Source organism: Ligilactobacillus animalis (genome assembly GCF_009933595.1).
Taxonomy (GTDB): domain Bacteria; phylum Bacillota; class Bacilli; order Lactobacillales; family Lactobacillaceae; genus Ligilactobacillus; species Ligilactobacillus animalis.
Map to the genome: position 1 here is coordinate 105,246 of NZ_CP047141.1, position 14,460 is coordinate 119,705.

At 40.5% G+C, this 14,460-nt stretch carries 11 protein-coding genes; 8 read left to right on the forward strand and 3 right to left on the reverse strand.

The features are described from left to right. Window positions 1-111: 111 nt before the first annotated feature. Window positions 112-834 (forward strand): NrtR DNA-binding winged helix domain-containing protein, encoded by a 723-nt coding sequence (locus GSR62_RS00465; RefSeq protein WP_066023705.1) that lies wholly within the window; start codon window positions 112-114, stop codon window positions 832-834. Between the two features lie 58 nt (window positions 835-892). On the opposite strand, the gene GSR62_RS00470 is transcribed toward GSR62_RS00465, so the two are convergent. The 3 genes from GSR62_RS00470 to GSR62_RS00480 form a co-directional block, all read right to left on the reverse strand. Continuing rightward, window positions 893-1,621, reverse strand: a complete 729-nt coding sequence (locus GSR62_RS00470; RefSeq protein ID WP_066023704.1) for a glycosyltransferase — start codon at window positions 1,619-1,621, stop codon at window positions 893-895. A 120-nt stretch (window positions 1,622-1,741) separates the two neighbouring features. After that, window positions 1,742-2,179 (reverse strand): MarR family winged helix-turn-helix transcriptional regulator, encoded by a 438-nt coding sequence (locus tag GSR62_RS00475; RefSeq protein ID WP_010690208.1) that lies wholly within the window; start codon window positions 2,177-2,179, stop codon window positions 1,742-1,744. Between the two features lie 6 nt (window positions 2,180-2,185). After that, window positions 2,186-3,553, reverse strand: coding sequence for an MFS transporter (locus GSR62_RS00480; protein ID WP_066023703.1), 1,368 nt, complete (start codon window positions 3,551-3,553; stop codon window positions 2,186-2,188). Between the two features lie 469 nt (window positions 3,554-4,022). On the opposite strand from GSR62_RS00480, the gene GSR62_RS00485 reads away from it, so the two are divergent. The 7 genes from GSR62_RS00485 to GSR62_RS00515 all read left to right on the forward strand — a co-directional run bounded on the left by GSR62_RS00485 (window position 4,023) and on the right by GSR62_RS00515 (window position 14,424). Beyond that, the gene (locus GSR62_RS00485) at window positions 4,023-4,289 is read left to right on the forward strand and encodes an ACT domain-containing protein (RefSeq protein ID WP_010690210.1); all 267 of its coding nucleotides are present in this window, start codon (window positions 4,023-4,025) and stop codon (window positions 4,287-4,289) included. 11 nt (window positions 4,290-4,300) lie between these two features. Continuing rightward, entirely contained in the window at window positions 4,301-5,644 is a 1,344-nt protein-coding gene (locus tag GSR62_RS00490) for a PFL family protein (RefSeq protein WP_066023702.1), read from the forward strand. Window positions 5,645-5,851: 207 nt separating this feature from the next. After that, window positions 5,852-6,601: a DeoR/GlpR family DNA-binding transcription regulator gene (locus GSR62_RS00495; RefSeq protein WP_301403178.1), complete on the forward strand. Its 750-nt coding sequence runs from the start codon at window positions 5,852-5,854 to the stop codon at window positions 6,599-6,601. Then, window positions 6,601-7,515, forward strand: a complete 915-nt coding sequence (pfkB, locus tag GSR62_RS00500) for a 1-phosphofructokinase (RefSeq protein ID WP_010690213.1) — start codon at window positions 6,601-6,603, stop codon at window positions 7,513-7,515. Before GSR62_RS00495 ends, pfkB begins: the two co-directional genes overlap by 1 nt. Before the next feature lie 20 nt (window positions 7,516-7,535). Beyond that, window positions 7,536-9,494 carry a PTS fructose transporter subunit IIABC gene (locus GSR62_RS00505; RefSeq protein WP_066023700.1) on the forward strand — a complete coding sequence of 653 codons (1,959 nt, stop codon included), beginning with the start codon at window positions 7,536-7,538 and terminating at the stop codon, window positions 9,492-9,494. Window positions 9,495-9,734: 240 nt separating this feature from the next. Continuing rightward, a complete protein-coding gene (locus tag GSR62_RS00510; RefSeq protein ID WP_238333334.1) occupies window positions 9,735-12,653 on the forward strand; it encodes an LTA synthase family protein in 2,919 nt (972 codons plus the stop codon). Beyond that, on the forward strand, window positions 12,646-14,424 hold the full coding sequence (locus GSR62_RS00515) for a hypothetical protein (RefSeq protein ID WP_066023699.1): 1,779 nt from the start codon (window positions 12,646-12,648) through the stop codon (window positions 14,422-14,424). Before GSR62_RS00510 ends, GSR62_RS00515 begins: the two co-directional genes overlap by 8 nt. Window positions 14,425-14,460: the final 36 nt, after the last annotated feature.

A 14,460-nucleotide genomic window follows, 5' to 3' on the forward strand; every position in this document is an offset into this window, starting at 1 on the left:
TAGCTAGCTATATTATAACAAGTTGGCTTCTGATTAACAGGGGGAATAGAAATACCAGGATAATTTGGGAAAGGAAAAGCTATACTTTTATTCGAGATAGTTGCCAAAAAAATGAAAATCAATAGAACATTTATCCCGTTTGAGGTAAAGTTGCTCAATATCATTTGGTGTTTTGATCGAACGACTAACCAAGTGAAGGTGGTCTTAAAAGATGAGGGTGACTGGACTTTACCTGAAACTTGTCTTATCCAGGATGAGGATGCCCTTGATGCAACGATCAGACTGACACGTGAGTTGACGGGACAGACTGTTTCACCTAAAAATATTGAACAATTAGAAACATTGACTAATCCTAAACGGGCAGTTGATGGAAAACGCTTAGTGACAATGGCTTATATGACTTATTTACCGGAGTTTCCGGATATGATGAATTCGACCTTGGAACTATTTACCTTAGAGAACTTGAATAATCACTACTATTTCACTAAAGGTGAGAAACAATTAGCGGTGGCAACAGTTGATACAGAAACTGAGTATTACCAAAAACGCTTGCGAAAAAACAAATTCTACCAAGTCAACGATTATGTTTTGAAAAAGGCTTGTCTGCGGATCCGACGCTCGTTAGACACTCAGCCAGATGTCTTGCGGATCTTGGGCGAAGTTTTTACTTTACGTGAAGCGCGGAGTTTATATGCACCGTTTTTAGGGGTCAGTTTTCATGAGATCGATAATTCGAACTTTAAAAAGACCCACCAGCGACTTTTCCGCGAGATCGGAAAGACAAATAAGCGTGGGCCGGGACGTCCAGCTAGTCTGTATCACTTGCGCTTTTAAATGAACTAAAAAACAAGCTTTCCTGGGAAATTATTTCCCGGGAAAGCTTGTTTTTCATTTAGGCTTGTAAAACTTCAAAAACTGCTTGAACTAAGGCTTGCTTAGTAAAGTAACCTTGTTGAAGTAGTGGTGCAAATTCTTTGACTGTATTTTTGTATTGTAGATATTCTTCTTGAGTGAGGTTCGCTAATTTTTCTAAAGCTTCGGCGATCGAATCAACTGCAAAGCCGAGGTTATTTTTGACGATCAGCTCTTCATTTGAGATGCCACGTGGAACGATGACATGTAGCCCCGCAGCCAGATAAGTTCCTAGTTTATAGGAGATATATTTAGAAGTATATTCTTGGGTATAGCCACCATCATTCCAAACCAAAACAAAACCACCATTTTTAGAAAGCCTGATGCAAAGCTCGGCATCATTGAGCCAGCCTTCGTGGATAAGGTTCAGGTCAGTTGCTTCAGACTTTTCAGAAGCGAATAGATGTAGTGGAATATCGTGATGCCATTCTTGAACAAATGCGAATTTTTGGGGATCACCTGCAAAATTCAAACGTTTGATCTCAGTGGTGTCATAAAGCATATCGGCATCTAAAGGATGATCCCACATCTGTTGGACCACATATTTTTTCTCTGCCAGACCATTTTCTCGTAAGAAATGATACATCTGTTCAGACGGCACGATCAAAAGATCAGCTTTTTGGTAAAAATCGATAAATGTTGGTAGCAAGTAGCGATTTTCGGCAAACATCAGTGGCGTCACATCATGGATAAAGATGATCAAATTCAACTGAGAATAAAGTTTGGGCTATCTGAGCAACACTATTTTTCGCCATCACGTGAATGTTGGTCATGTGAACTTTCATTGTGCACATCTCATATGTTTTTATCCCTAATTATATGGCATGTTTCATGCTTCTGTTGAATTATGTGGTTGATATTCAGCTGTTACTTTAGCCAATAGTTCACCAAATACCTGTGCTTCGTGTGGTGTCAAACTTGCGAGAGCACGTTGGTTGATCTGACGATGGATCAGTTTGATCTTAGGTAAGATAGCCTCGCTTTTCGGTGTCAAATATAGCTCAGATCTCCGATGATCAGAAATGGCAAATTTTTTTTGGACCCAACCATCAGCTACTAATTTATTGATTTGGCGTGTCACGATACTTTGATCTTGATAAAGAGAGCGCAGTAATTCTGCTTGGCTTATACCTGGATTTTCATGGATCTTTTCAAGATAAAAGTAATTTTTATAACTTAACCCCAAATGCTCATACTGATTATTTATCTCAGTACGTAACTTACGATTAAAAATTGCAACTAGCTTACTTATTTTTGGGGAATCCATAGAAGCTCAATCCTTTCGAGAATTTTGGTGTAAGTAAAGACTAAAGCAGATCAGCATCAATAAGACCAAGCTGACTGTGATCCACATGGAAAGACGCATCCCAGCTGTAAATGTCGCTGGGATATTGGATAAGACGATCAAGATGGTGATCGAGGAAGCGCCGAATGCCTGACGTAAACTGTTGTTAAGGGCTGTAGCGTGGCTGACTTCATCCGGCCGAACATCAACAAAGGCTTCTGACATCGCGGGTGAAAATACGAGGGCATTTCCGATCATCCGCAGCATATAAGCAACCGTTAAGAGCCAAACAGGCGTAGTCTCGGAGATCATGACAAATGGGATCGCAGCGATCAACATTAAGATCCCCCCGGAAATGATCAAATATTTAGGACCATGTTTGTCGTAAAGACGGCCGACTATAGCAGCACTGAGCGCATTGGCGATCGCACCAGGCAACAAGATCATCCCAGAGACCATACTATTTAGGTGTAAAACATTTTGCGTGAAGATCGGCAGCATTTGTTCAGTCCCAAGTAAGACCATGAAAGCACAGATCCCAACTAAAGTCATCAATCTAAATGAGCGATTTTTGACGAGTTGAACTTTGAGCATCGGTTGTTTGAGGCGAAGTTGACGTTTAACAAAGACAAAGAGGATCGCTAGCCCTAAAACTAACATGATCCAGCCTTGTAAAGCTGAAGTTTGAAAGAAGGTCAAACTTGCTAAAGTCAATCCCGAACCAAGCAAGGAGAGACCTACGGAAGCAAAGTCGATCTTGATATCTTTAGGTTCGGAGAAGTTAGGAAAGGCAAAGAAGCCGATCAACCAAACCAGTATCATCATTGGTAAAACTAAGATGAAAATATAGCGCCACCCCAAAGTGTTAACGATCAGACCAGAAAGTGTTGGCCCGATAGCTGGACCAAAAGCGATGACTAGCCCAGACATCCCTAGGATCGTGCCCCGTTTTTCGAGAGGGTAGATCGAGATCATCGTTGTCATTTGAAATGACATCAAGATCCCACTAGCACATGCTTGAACTAAGCGGGCGAGTAGTAAGATCCAAAAATCAGTCGCAAAACACCCGATCAAAGTCCCTAAGATGAAGATCGCGATCGTGGTCAAAAAGATATTGCGCTTTTTGAATTTTTCATACAAATTAGATGAGAGCGGTGTAATGACCCCGATCATCAAAGTGTACCCCGTTGTGAGCCATTGAACTAGAGTCAATGAGACGTTCATCTCATGTTCGATGACGGGCAAGGCAGTGATCATCATCGTTTGACTAGCTAGACTGACAAACCCAGAAAATAAAAGCAATATAGTAACGATCAGGCGGATCTTAGGATCGATCGTTTTAGAAATGTTATCCATACATAAAGTCCTTTCACTAATAAATTGCATGCAAACGCATATAAATACTCAATCTATATTACATGTAATTGCATGTATTAGCAAGCAAAAGAAAATATTTCCCAGGTTAAATAATTTCTTGCACTTTAGATAAGTTAATTATATAGTTAAGGTGTCGTTTGGTAACGATGGTTTGTCGTAGTCGGAGAAACCGGTTTTCTCCGCAGTAGTCGTGCTACAGAACACAACTCCTAGGAAATAACAATAAGCCTGCTTTGAGACAAAAAGCGCCTCAAAGCATTCTTACCGTTATTTCTACGGAGCTATCCGTGTTCTTCCGCACTGTTATAGTAGTCGTGTTGTGAAATGCAATGCCTAGTGTATAACAATAATGAAAGCCCGAGATAAAAAAACCTCAAACTTTCCTTACCGTTATCCATACGGCCTAACCCGCATTTCTCTGCACTGTTATACATAGGGGGCATACATAATGAAAGCTATTTTAACTGTTGTTGGTCAAGATAAGGTCGGGATCGTGGCTGAAGTTAGTCGCTTTTTGGCTGAACAAGATATCAATATCCTCGATATTAGTCAAACTATTTTAGAGGGGCACTTTACGATGATGATGGCGGTCCAAGTGCCGGAACAAAGCGATCTGCAACTTATCTCAGCTAAACTTGCCGAATTGGGTCAGACCTTGAAAGTTGAGATCAATTTGCGCAATGAAGAAGTTTATCGCGCAATGCACCAACTATAGGAGGACAGCTCATGGAATTTGATAAGATTTTAGAAACGATCCACATGATATCTGACCAAAATCTCGATGTCCGCACCGTTACCATGGGTATCTCCTTGATGGATTGCATTGATAGCGACAGTGATGTGGCTTGCCAAAAGATCTACGATAAGATCACGACTAAAGCTAAAGATCTAGTCAAAACGGCTGAACAGATCGAGATGGAATATGGGATCCCGATCGTCAATAAACGCGTGGCAGTGACGCCGATCTCTTTAGTTGCGGGTGCCAGCCAAGATAAGGATTACGTCAAGTACGCTAAAACTTTGGACAGGGCAGCTCAAACATTGGGGATCGATTTTATCGGTGGCTTTTCTGCGCTTGTTCAAAAGGGTATGACTAAAGGTGACCAAACCTTGATCGCATCATTACCCGAAGCTTTGGCCCAAACGAACTTAGTCTGTGCCTCAGTCAATGTCGGTTCCAGCAAGAGTGGGATCAATATGGATGCGGTCAAACAAATGGGTGAAGTTATCACAACGGCTGCTAAATTAGATTATATGACCAACGCTAAATTAGTCGTCTTCTGTAATGCGGTCGAAGATAATCCATTCATGGCCGGTGGTTTCCATGGGGTCAGTGAACCAGATGTAGTGATCAATGTCGGGGTCTCAGGACCTGGTGTCGTTAAAGCAGCTTTAGAGCATGTTAAAGGTCAACCGCTCGATCAAGTGGCAGAAACGATCAAACAGACAGCTTTTAAGGTCACACGGATGGGGCAGTTAGTCGGCAGTGTAGCAGCTAAACGGTTAAATGTACCCTTTGGGATCGTCGACCTTTCCTTAGCGCCGACCCCAGCTGTTGGTGATTCGGTTGCGCAGATCTTAGAAGAGATCGGTCTTGCTCAAGTTGGGACTCATGGGACCACGGCTGCGTTGGCGATGTTAAATGATGCAGTCAAAAAAGGCGGGATCATGGCCTGCAGTCACGTAGGCGGGTTGTCCGGTGCTTTTATCCCAGTCTCTGAAGATGCGGGGATGATCGCTGCTGTTGAAGCGGGAACCCTGTCCTTGGATAAATTAGAAGCGATGACAGCTGTTTGTTCGGTTGGCTTGGATATGATCGCTTTACCAGGTGATATTCCAGCCACAACGGTCAGCGCGATGATCGCCGATGAAGCTGCGATCGGGATGATCAACAATAAAACGACCGCTGTCCGGGTGATCCCTGTTCCAGGCAAAAAAGTCGGAGACCAAGTTGAATTTGGCGGTTTATTGGGACATGCGCCGATCATGCCATACAATCAGACTTCAAGTGCTGCGATGATCACGCGTGGTGGGTTGATCCCTGCTCCGATCCACAGTTTTAAGAATTGATGACTGTTTTTGACCGGATATAATTTCAAATAATTGTAAATAAAATGCCGTTTTCAAATAGAAAACGGCATTTTTTAGATGTATATTTAAATTTTTTCATGAAAGATAATATGTTAAATTTTTTTGAAATTTAATGACGTTTTTTGATTTTTTGTGATTGATTTTTGCTGGTTCAGATGATATTATAATTTTGGAGGTGTGATGAAAGTGCTTGCAGAAGAAAGACAACAGCATATTTTGCAGATGTTAAAGGAAAATAATATCGTTAAGCTTCAAGAGATCCGTGAACAAACTAATTGCTCTGAATCATCGGCGCGGCGAGACCTCCAACTTTTGGAAGAAAAAGGCTTGTTAGTCCGGGTGCATGGCGGGGCCAAGATCAAGCATTCGCTTCAACGTGAACTTGATATGAGTGGTAAAGCGTCGAAGAATACGACCCAAAAAGAAACGATCGCTAAAGCAGCGGCCAAGTTAGTCGAAGCTGAAGATGTGATCTACTTGGATGCGGGAACGACGACTTTGGCGATGATCCCTTATTTAAACAAGCCAGAACTGACAGTCGTGACTAATGGGGTCATGCATGCTTCGTTATTAGCTGATCAAAATGTGCGAACGATTTTGGTCGGTGGTGAGTTGAAAAATACTACTAAAGCAATTATTGGTGTCAAAGCAATCAGTTCACTGACGCAATTCCGGTTCAACAAAGCGTTTTTGGGTATCAACGGGATCCATCCCCGTTATGGGTTCACTACGCCCGATCCCGATGAGGCGGCAGTCAAGACAGCGGCATTGGAGCAAAGCGAGGAATGCTTTGTTTTGGCTGATCCAAGCAAGTTTGACAATGTTTCCTTTGTCAAAGTAGCTGAACTTTCGCAAGCAACGATCATTACCAGTAGTCTTTCACGACCAGTGAGAGCGCGTTATTACGAACAAACGACGATTCAGGAGGATTTTTGATGATTTATACAGTAACTGTCAACCCTTCGATCGACTATATCGTCCAGTTAAATGAACTAACTTTAGGCGAAGTCAACCGAATGGATTACGACAATAAATTACCTGGGGGCAAAGGGATCAATGTTTCCCGCATCTTGAAGGAATTAGGCTTAGATAATACAGCTTGGGGCTTTTTAGGTGGTTTTACCGGTGAGTTTGTTAAAGAAGCTCTAGAAAAGACAGGACTTAAGACGAACTTTACTCCGATCAAAGCTGATACACGGATCAACGTTAAGATCAAAGCGCAAGCAGAAACCGAGATCAACGGCCGCGGACCTGAATTGACTAAAGAAGAGATCGCAGCCTTTACAGCGCAATTCGATAAATTGACCGCTGATGATGTGGTGATCTTTGCCGGGAGTTTAGTCCCAAGTTTGAGTGATGATTTTTACTTTGATCTGATCAAAGTCATCCGTCAAAAAGGTGCCCAATTTGTGATCGATACAACGGGTGAAAGTTTGTTGAAGACTTTGCCAGAAAATCCATTAGTGGTCAAACCTAACAACCATGAATTAGCTGAATTATTCGGTGTAAAACTAAATAGCATCGATGACATCGTTAAATACGGTAAGAAATTACTTGAAATGGGCGCGCAACACGTCTTGATCTCGATGGCAGGCGATGGTGGTTTGATGATCACTAAAGATAAAGTTTATCGTTCATACGCACCAAAAGGCACCGTGATCAACTCGGTCGGTGCTGGTGACTCGATGATTGGTGGTTTTACTGGCACATACGCTAAGACTAAAGATCCACTTGAAGCTTTCCGTTATGGACTTGCTTGTGGTTCTGCAACAGCCTTTTCTGAAGACTTGGCTGATGCTGACAAGATCAATGAGATCTTACCAATGATCGAGATCGAAGAATATAAATAATTAAAAAGGAAGTGTAAGACATGGACATTCGTGACTTATTGATGACCGACCTTATGATCATGGATCTTAAGGCTACGACCAAAAATGAAGTTATCGATGAAATGGTGCATAACTTATTTGTTAAAGGCATCATCGACGACGAAGAATTATACAAAAAAGATATCTTAAAACGTGAAGCTGAAAGCTCAACTGGTATGGGTGAAGGGATCGCGATCCCTCACGCTCATGATACGGCAGTTAAGAAGCCAGCGGTAATGTTTGCGCGCAGTGTCAATGGAGTCGATTACCAATCAATGGACGGTCAACCAGCGCACTTGTTCTTTATGATCGCAGCTCCAGAAGGTGGAGATAATACCCATTTACAAGCTTTAGCAGCTTTATCTCAAGTTTTGATGAACCCAGATGTGGTCAATGCTTTGAAAGCAGCTGACACACCACAAAAGGTCCAAGACATCTTTGCTAAAGCAGTTGCGCAAAAAGAAGCTGAAAACAAAGCGCAAGAAGAACGCGAAAAAGCAGCTGCTAACCAACCAGCTGACGATTCTCGTCCATACATCGTAGCGGTAACAGCTTGTCCAAACGGGATCGCGCATACTTACATGGCGGAAGAAAACTTGAAAAAACAAGCTGATAAGATGGGCGTTGATATCAAAGTTGAAACAAACGGTTCTGAAGGTATCAAGCACCGTTTGACAGCTGATGAGATCAAGCGCGCTAAGGGTGTTATCGTGGCTGCCGACAAGAAAGTCGAAATGGCACGTTTTGATGGCAAGAACTTGGTCAACAAACCAGTTACCGATGCGATCAAAGCCCCTGAAAAGTTGATCAATGAAGTCTTAGAAGATAAAGCTCCCGTCTTTCATGCAAGTGCTAATGATGCAACTGAAGAAAGTGATTCGACCGGTTCTGTTTGGGGCGATATCTATAAACAATTGATGAACGGGATCTCCCACATGTTACCATTCGTTATCGGTGGTGGGATCTTGATGGCGATCTCCTTTATCGTCGAACAATACATGGGTGGTGCTAAATCACCAGCCTTCATCTTCTTGAACAATGCTGGTAACATGGCATTTGCTTTCATGGTTCCTGTTTTAGCTGCTTATATCGCTGAAGCTATCGGCGATCGTCCAGCCTTGATGCCCGGTTTTGTCGGTGGTTTCATGGCAACAGTTTACGGTGGTTCATTTGGTGGAGCTTACACAGCTAATGTGATGGCTGATGCTAAATCGGCAGCTGGTTTCTTAGGTGGTATCGCAGCTGGTTTCATCGCTGGTTACTTGATGGTCGGCTTGAAGAAACTTTGTGCTCACTTACCTAAGAGTGTCGAAGGGATGAAGCCGATGTTGATCTACCCAGTCTTGGGCTTGTTGTTCATCGCTTTGATCATGTACTTTATCATCAATCCGATCTTCTCAACGATCAACATTTGGATCACAAACTTCTTGAACCACTTAGGTACAGGTAACTTAGTCGTGCTTACCTTAGTCTTAGCTGGGATGATGGCGATCGATATGGGTGGTCCTTTCAACAAGGCTGCTTATGTCTTTGCTTCCGGCGCGTTTGCTAACGATCCTAAATCTGTGGTAGCTGCGACCTTGATGGCGGCAGTTATGGTCGGAGGGATGATCCCACCATTTGCTACAGCAATCGCAACAGCTTTCTTCCCTAACAAATTCCCAGAACAAGAACGCCGTGCTGGTATCTCTAACTGGGTCTTAGGGTTCTCATTTATTACAGAAGGTGCGATCCCATTTGCTACAGCTGATCCAGGTCGTGTGATCCCATCATGTGTCTTGGGTTCTGCGATCGGTGGGGCTTTAGTTGGTCTCTGGCATGTTTCCGTACCAGCGCCACACGGTGGTTTCTGGGTAACACCATTGGCAACTAACCCACTTGGCTATATCGCAGCCGTTGCGATCGGCTCGATCATTGCAGGTGTGGTCTTAGGCCTTTGGAAAAAAGAACACAAAGGTTAATTTGATTTAAAATAAGGAATACGGTGTGAGCTCTGTGCTTGCGCCGTATTTTTTATGATGTAGATAAACTATAATAGCACTAACGACTGTATATTTGATATACTAGCATTGATATACAGTACGATAGAAAGTTAGAAGTTCGGAGTAACTATGAATAAAGATAGGATATATTCTGCACAGAATATAAGGCAATTAGTAAGTAAATTTAAAGTTTATCTATTTACTTACGGAATAATATTGTTGACTGCATTTAGTAGTTTATATTGGCGGCAGGCTTCTCATATCTTGTTACAAGAAGGGATCAGTAAAAAGTATCTGATAGCCAATGTACTACAAGGGTTTTCAGTAACAAGTATACCGATCATTCTTCTTTTGCTTGGATATTTCATGACTAAGGTCAAAAAGATCGGTATTTTTCAAGTTTGGGGCTTTTTGTTTATTGGAACATGGATCTGCTTGTTAGTGGCGTGTTTTTTACAAGATTCAACATGGATCGGGCACTTTTATAATGCGCTCCTACCATTTCTGCGTAATACTTCGCCGTTATTTAGTGGGATCTTATTAGCGATTTTAACTAATAAAGTAATCGCGGATCATTTGTTGAATAATCGATACGCCTACTATATTTTCTTTTTGCTTACATTTGGTGTACCAACAGTATTTGGGAGTGATATTTTTAACTATAGTGGTGGAACAACAGCAATTTATGCGTGGATGGTCTTTACTTTGGGGGCTAATTTATCGGATAGCAAATTGACTAAGAAAACATGGTATTTGTTGACTGGCATTTCAGCTACCTTATTGGCTATCATGTTGGTACTTATGCCGTTGATATCTGAGGGAACTCATGGGGATCTGAGCACAGCAACTAGATTGACAGATGCAGCTAATTTATTTACAGTGTCATTTTCATTTTGTTTAGTGCACCTTCTTTTGGTGTTGAAGTTGGATGAGGCACAGCTATTTAGCTTGCTGGGAATTGTTTTATTCTCTGCGTCAGCAGTTTTGATCGAAGCACTGAATACTGTTAATGAAAAATCGACTTTGAGTATCAGATATATGGAATTATGTGAAGCAATCTCAGTGCCTTTGATTATTTGGATAATAGTACATGTATACATTAAGTCGAAATTCTTTCAAAAACTGGGTACATTAGATCGGAAGCTGGATTCTTGGCATTTGGCCGATTTAGAAAAAAATATCAAACTGACATGGGGACATTTGAAGAGATCATTACATGAGCATAGGCTAGCGTTGATCGTTAGTGGCGTAATGTTGATCTTAGCGTATATTTCTATGTTCATGACAAATGTTGGTGGTCGTGTAGCTGATACTATTGAGGGTGATAAGTCATATAATGCTTTGACTTATGCGATCTTACAACGCCCACAGATCATTGTGATCAACGCGTTATTATTTATTGGACTATATCTATTTTTGCGTGGTTTAACGAATAGTTTTTGGTTTTCATTTTTAGTAAGTGATTATTTGATAATTATTTGGTGTATTGCAACATATTTGAAGATAGCAAGTCGTCGCGAACCTATCTTGCCTTCAGAAGTGGTCATGCTAGAGGCATATGGCAATCTTTTGAACATGGTCCCACACTGGCTATTGCTCTTAGGTGTGGTCACCTTGATCATATTGTTGTGTGTAGTCTTTTTGCTATCATGGAAAGTGAAGGTCAAAAAATTATCTTTAAAGACACGTGTAAAATACTTATTAATACCGGCTGTGGTCGTATGTAGTAGCTTTTTTTGGAATCACGATAATTTTATATTGAAAAAGCCGATGAGAATGTTAGGGATAGATCCAACATTTTATAACCAATTAAATGGGGCTCAGATAAATGGTCCGACTTTGCAGTTTTTAAATAATTTAGATGTTGTTATCATGCAACGACCTGAGGATTATTCTAAAGCTAAGGTCGAAGAGATAGTTGCTAAATATAGAAATAAAGCTGCAGAGATCAACAAAACACGTACAAATGATCTGTCAAAGCAAACGATCATCTTTAATTTGAGTGAGAGTTTTAGTGATCCTAATCATGTTAAAGACACTAAATTAAAGGGAGATCCGATCCCGTATATCCATCAGTTGATGAACGAAACAACTTCTGGATATATGATAAGTTCTGGTTTTGGTGGTGGCACAGCTAATATTGAATATATGACAATGACAGGCTTACCACTGGCTAACTTTTCACCAACATTGAGTACACCGTATACGCAATTAGTTTCGGCTCGCAATTATAACCCATCGATCGTGAATTACTTTTCAAATGCGGTAGCTATTCATCCGTATGTAGGAAATTTCTATAGTCGACCAAAGGTATATGAAAAGTTTGGGTTTAATGATTTTATTTATCTAGGCAGTAAGACGGAGATCAAACATCAAGAAAAGATCCAAAATAATCCATATTTATCAGATAAAGTCGCATATGCCAATGCGCTTGATGTGATCAATGAAAATAAGGATAATGGACAATTTATCAATTTGGTAACGATGCAAAATCACATGCCGTATAATAAAGATTATTACAGTGATAACACTGATTTTGCGGTAGAACAGGCAGTTGAATTAGATGATGAAATTCGTGAGCAGATCAATAACTTTGCAACAGGGATCCATTACACAGATGGATATGTAGCTGATTTTATCGAGCAATTAGAAGCTATCGATAAACCGATCACACTTGTTTTTTACGGAGATCATTTACCGGGAATTTACGCTAATGACATGGCAAAAGATGGTTTGAATCTTCATGAAACGGACTACTTTATCTATTCAAATAAGGTTGCTCGTGAACAAGGTGCCAAGACTGATTTAGTAAAATCACGCTATATTTCACCTAATGATTTTCCGGCGATGGTGTCTGAGGCAACGAATTCGAAAATTTCTCCGTACTATGCTTTGCTGACTAGTGTCTATCAAACTCTGCCAGCTTTCTATATTGGCAGTGAATCTAATAGTACATCAGTTAGAAATGTTGAGTATGTGACTGAAGCTGAGAAACTTGTAAGTGAAAAAAATTTGACAGAAGAGCAAAAAGAGATATTGAATGATTTGAGAGTCATTCAATATGATATTACTGCTGGGAAAAATTACGTAAAAGATACAGATTTTATGAAGATCCAAAGTAGTTATGGGGATGAATAAAGTGAAGAATATAAAAATAAATAGTGTGGTACTGTTGCTTTTTTTAGTGATCACAATAAGTATGATCTATCCATTGGCAGCCACAGGAAGAATTGCGGCTCAGGTTGATTGGTTGTTTCATGCGGCACGCGTAGAACAGATCTATCGCAATTTGAGCGAAGGTAGCTTATTCACTTATATAGCAACTTCTACTTTTCAAAGTACCGGTGTCGGATCGTTTTTATTTTATCCAGTGATCTTTATTTATCCTTGGGCCTGGTTACGTTTTATTACGACACCAGTAGTCGCTTACTATATTTGGGTAGGCTTGTTTATGTTTATGACCTTCGTAATTAGCTACTTTTCTATGCTCTCTTTTTCGAAGGGAAAATATCTTAGGAGTTTTATCTTTGCACTCCTCTACACATTAGCGCCATATAGACTTTATCTAGGGCCAGCTAGTTTTGTTGTTGGTGAGTACATTGCAAGTACGTTTATTCCATTAGCATTTTTAGGCTTTTACCATATTATCTGTGGCGACAAAAGAAAGTGGTACTGGTTGACTATAGGGATGACGTTACTAGCGTATAGTCATATGTTGAGTATCTTATTGATCAGTGAGATCTTTACAGTTTTATTGCTCGTAGCACTTTTTACAGGTAAGTTTGATCTTAAAAGATCGAAATATTTACTGATAAGCGCAATTGCTACAGTGATCCTAGCTTTGCCAGTAATTATTCCGTTGCTTACAGATTATTTTGGAAAGGGAATAACAGCAACTTATCCCGGGGTAGGTATGATTCAAAACTTAGGTGAGGTATTTACGACATCACTAAGTAATACCGCTACTAGTTCAAGTATCGGGATCGTTTTATTGCTAGTATTGCTTAGCGGATGGAGATGGATCAAACAAGATTCCTTGGAGGTACCGCTCTATATTTTGGCGATCTGCTTAACTTTGATATCAACAGCAATATTTCCCTGGAAATCTTTTAACGGTTCTTTCCTAGCTTTACTCCAATTACCGTATCGTTATTTGATATATGTTGTTTTATTGACAGCTATTTTAGGCTCGAGAATAATTGTTGAGTTGTTAACAAAATATGGGGCATTAAAAACGAATTGGCGTAGAGCGATGACGATACTGGCACTATTGTTAGTAAGTTTGATCAGTTATTATGGTTCGATCAGTAATTTATCAGATCGCTTGGCTAATACAGCCAAAAATAAAGAAACGATCATTAAGCCTTTAAAAGCTGACGAGCAAGCTATCTTATATGCAGGTATTTTGACAAATAAGAACTATCAGGCACAGTTTGATTATTGGGCGCAAACTGGTGAAGTTGATTATTTCCCGACCAAAACATTGAAGAAGAATCATTTTCTGGAATACATCATTATGGATTGGGATAAAGCTTATCGAACAAACAAAGATGTTTATAGTATCATATCTGGTGTTACCAGAATAAATGGACAAGAGATGCATATAAAGCCATATGCAAGTGCCAATGCGCTACAATATCAGGTAGAACTAGCTAGAAAGAGCAAGGTAGATCTGCCGGTAGTTCATTATGCGCATACAGCAGTGACAGTCGATGGCAAACCGGCCGCTTATCAAAATAGTAAACGAAATACAGTACAACTTGATTTGGAAAAAGGTAAACATACAGTTATTGTTGGTTATTTGCCATCAAAGGTATTTTTTATAGGAACCAAGATAGCTTTGATCGGATGGGGACTTTTACTCATTTGGATCATATGTCAAACTTGTTATTTTAAACGTAAGAACTAAATAAGCACCGTTAGTTACTAGCTAACGGTGCTTATT

What these genes read in the sequence shown, in the direction of transcription:
- GSR62_RS00475 (WP_010690208.1), bottom strand. Translation starts at nt 2,179, where the DNA reads ATGGATTCCCCAAAAATAAGTAAGCTAGTTGCAATTTTTAATCGTAAG.
- GSR62_RS00485 (WP_010690210.1), top strand. Translation starts at nt 4,023, where the DNA reads ATGAAAGCTATTTTAACTGTTGTTGGTCAAGATAAGGTCGGGATCGTG.
- GSR62_RS00490 (WP_066023702.1), top strand. Translation starts at nt 4,301, where the DNA reads ATGGAATTTGATAAGATTTTAGAAACGATCCACATGATATCTGACCAA.
- GSR62_RS00480 (WP_066023703.1), bottom strand. Translation starts at nt 3,553, where the DNA reads ATGGATAACATTTCTAAAACGATCGATCCTAAGATCCGCCTGATCGTT.
- GSR62_RS00465 (WP_066023705.1), top strand. Translation starts at nt 112, where the DNA reads ATGAAAATCAATAGAACATTTATCCCGTTTGAGGTAAAGTTGCTCAAT.
- pfkB (WP_010690213.1), top strand. Translation starts at nt 6,601, where the DNA reads ATGATTTATACAGTAACTGTCAACCCTTCGATCGACTATATCGTCCAG.
- GSR62_RS00505 (WP_066023700.1), top strand. Translation starts at nt 7,536, where the DNA reads ATGGACATTCGTGACTTATTGATGACCGACCTTATGATCATGGATCTT.
- GSR62_RS00515 (WP_066023699.1), top strand. Translation starts at nt 12,646, where the DNA reads ATGAATAAAGTGAAGAATATAAAAATAAATAGTGTGGTACTGTTGCTT.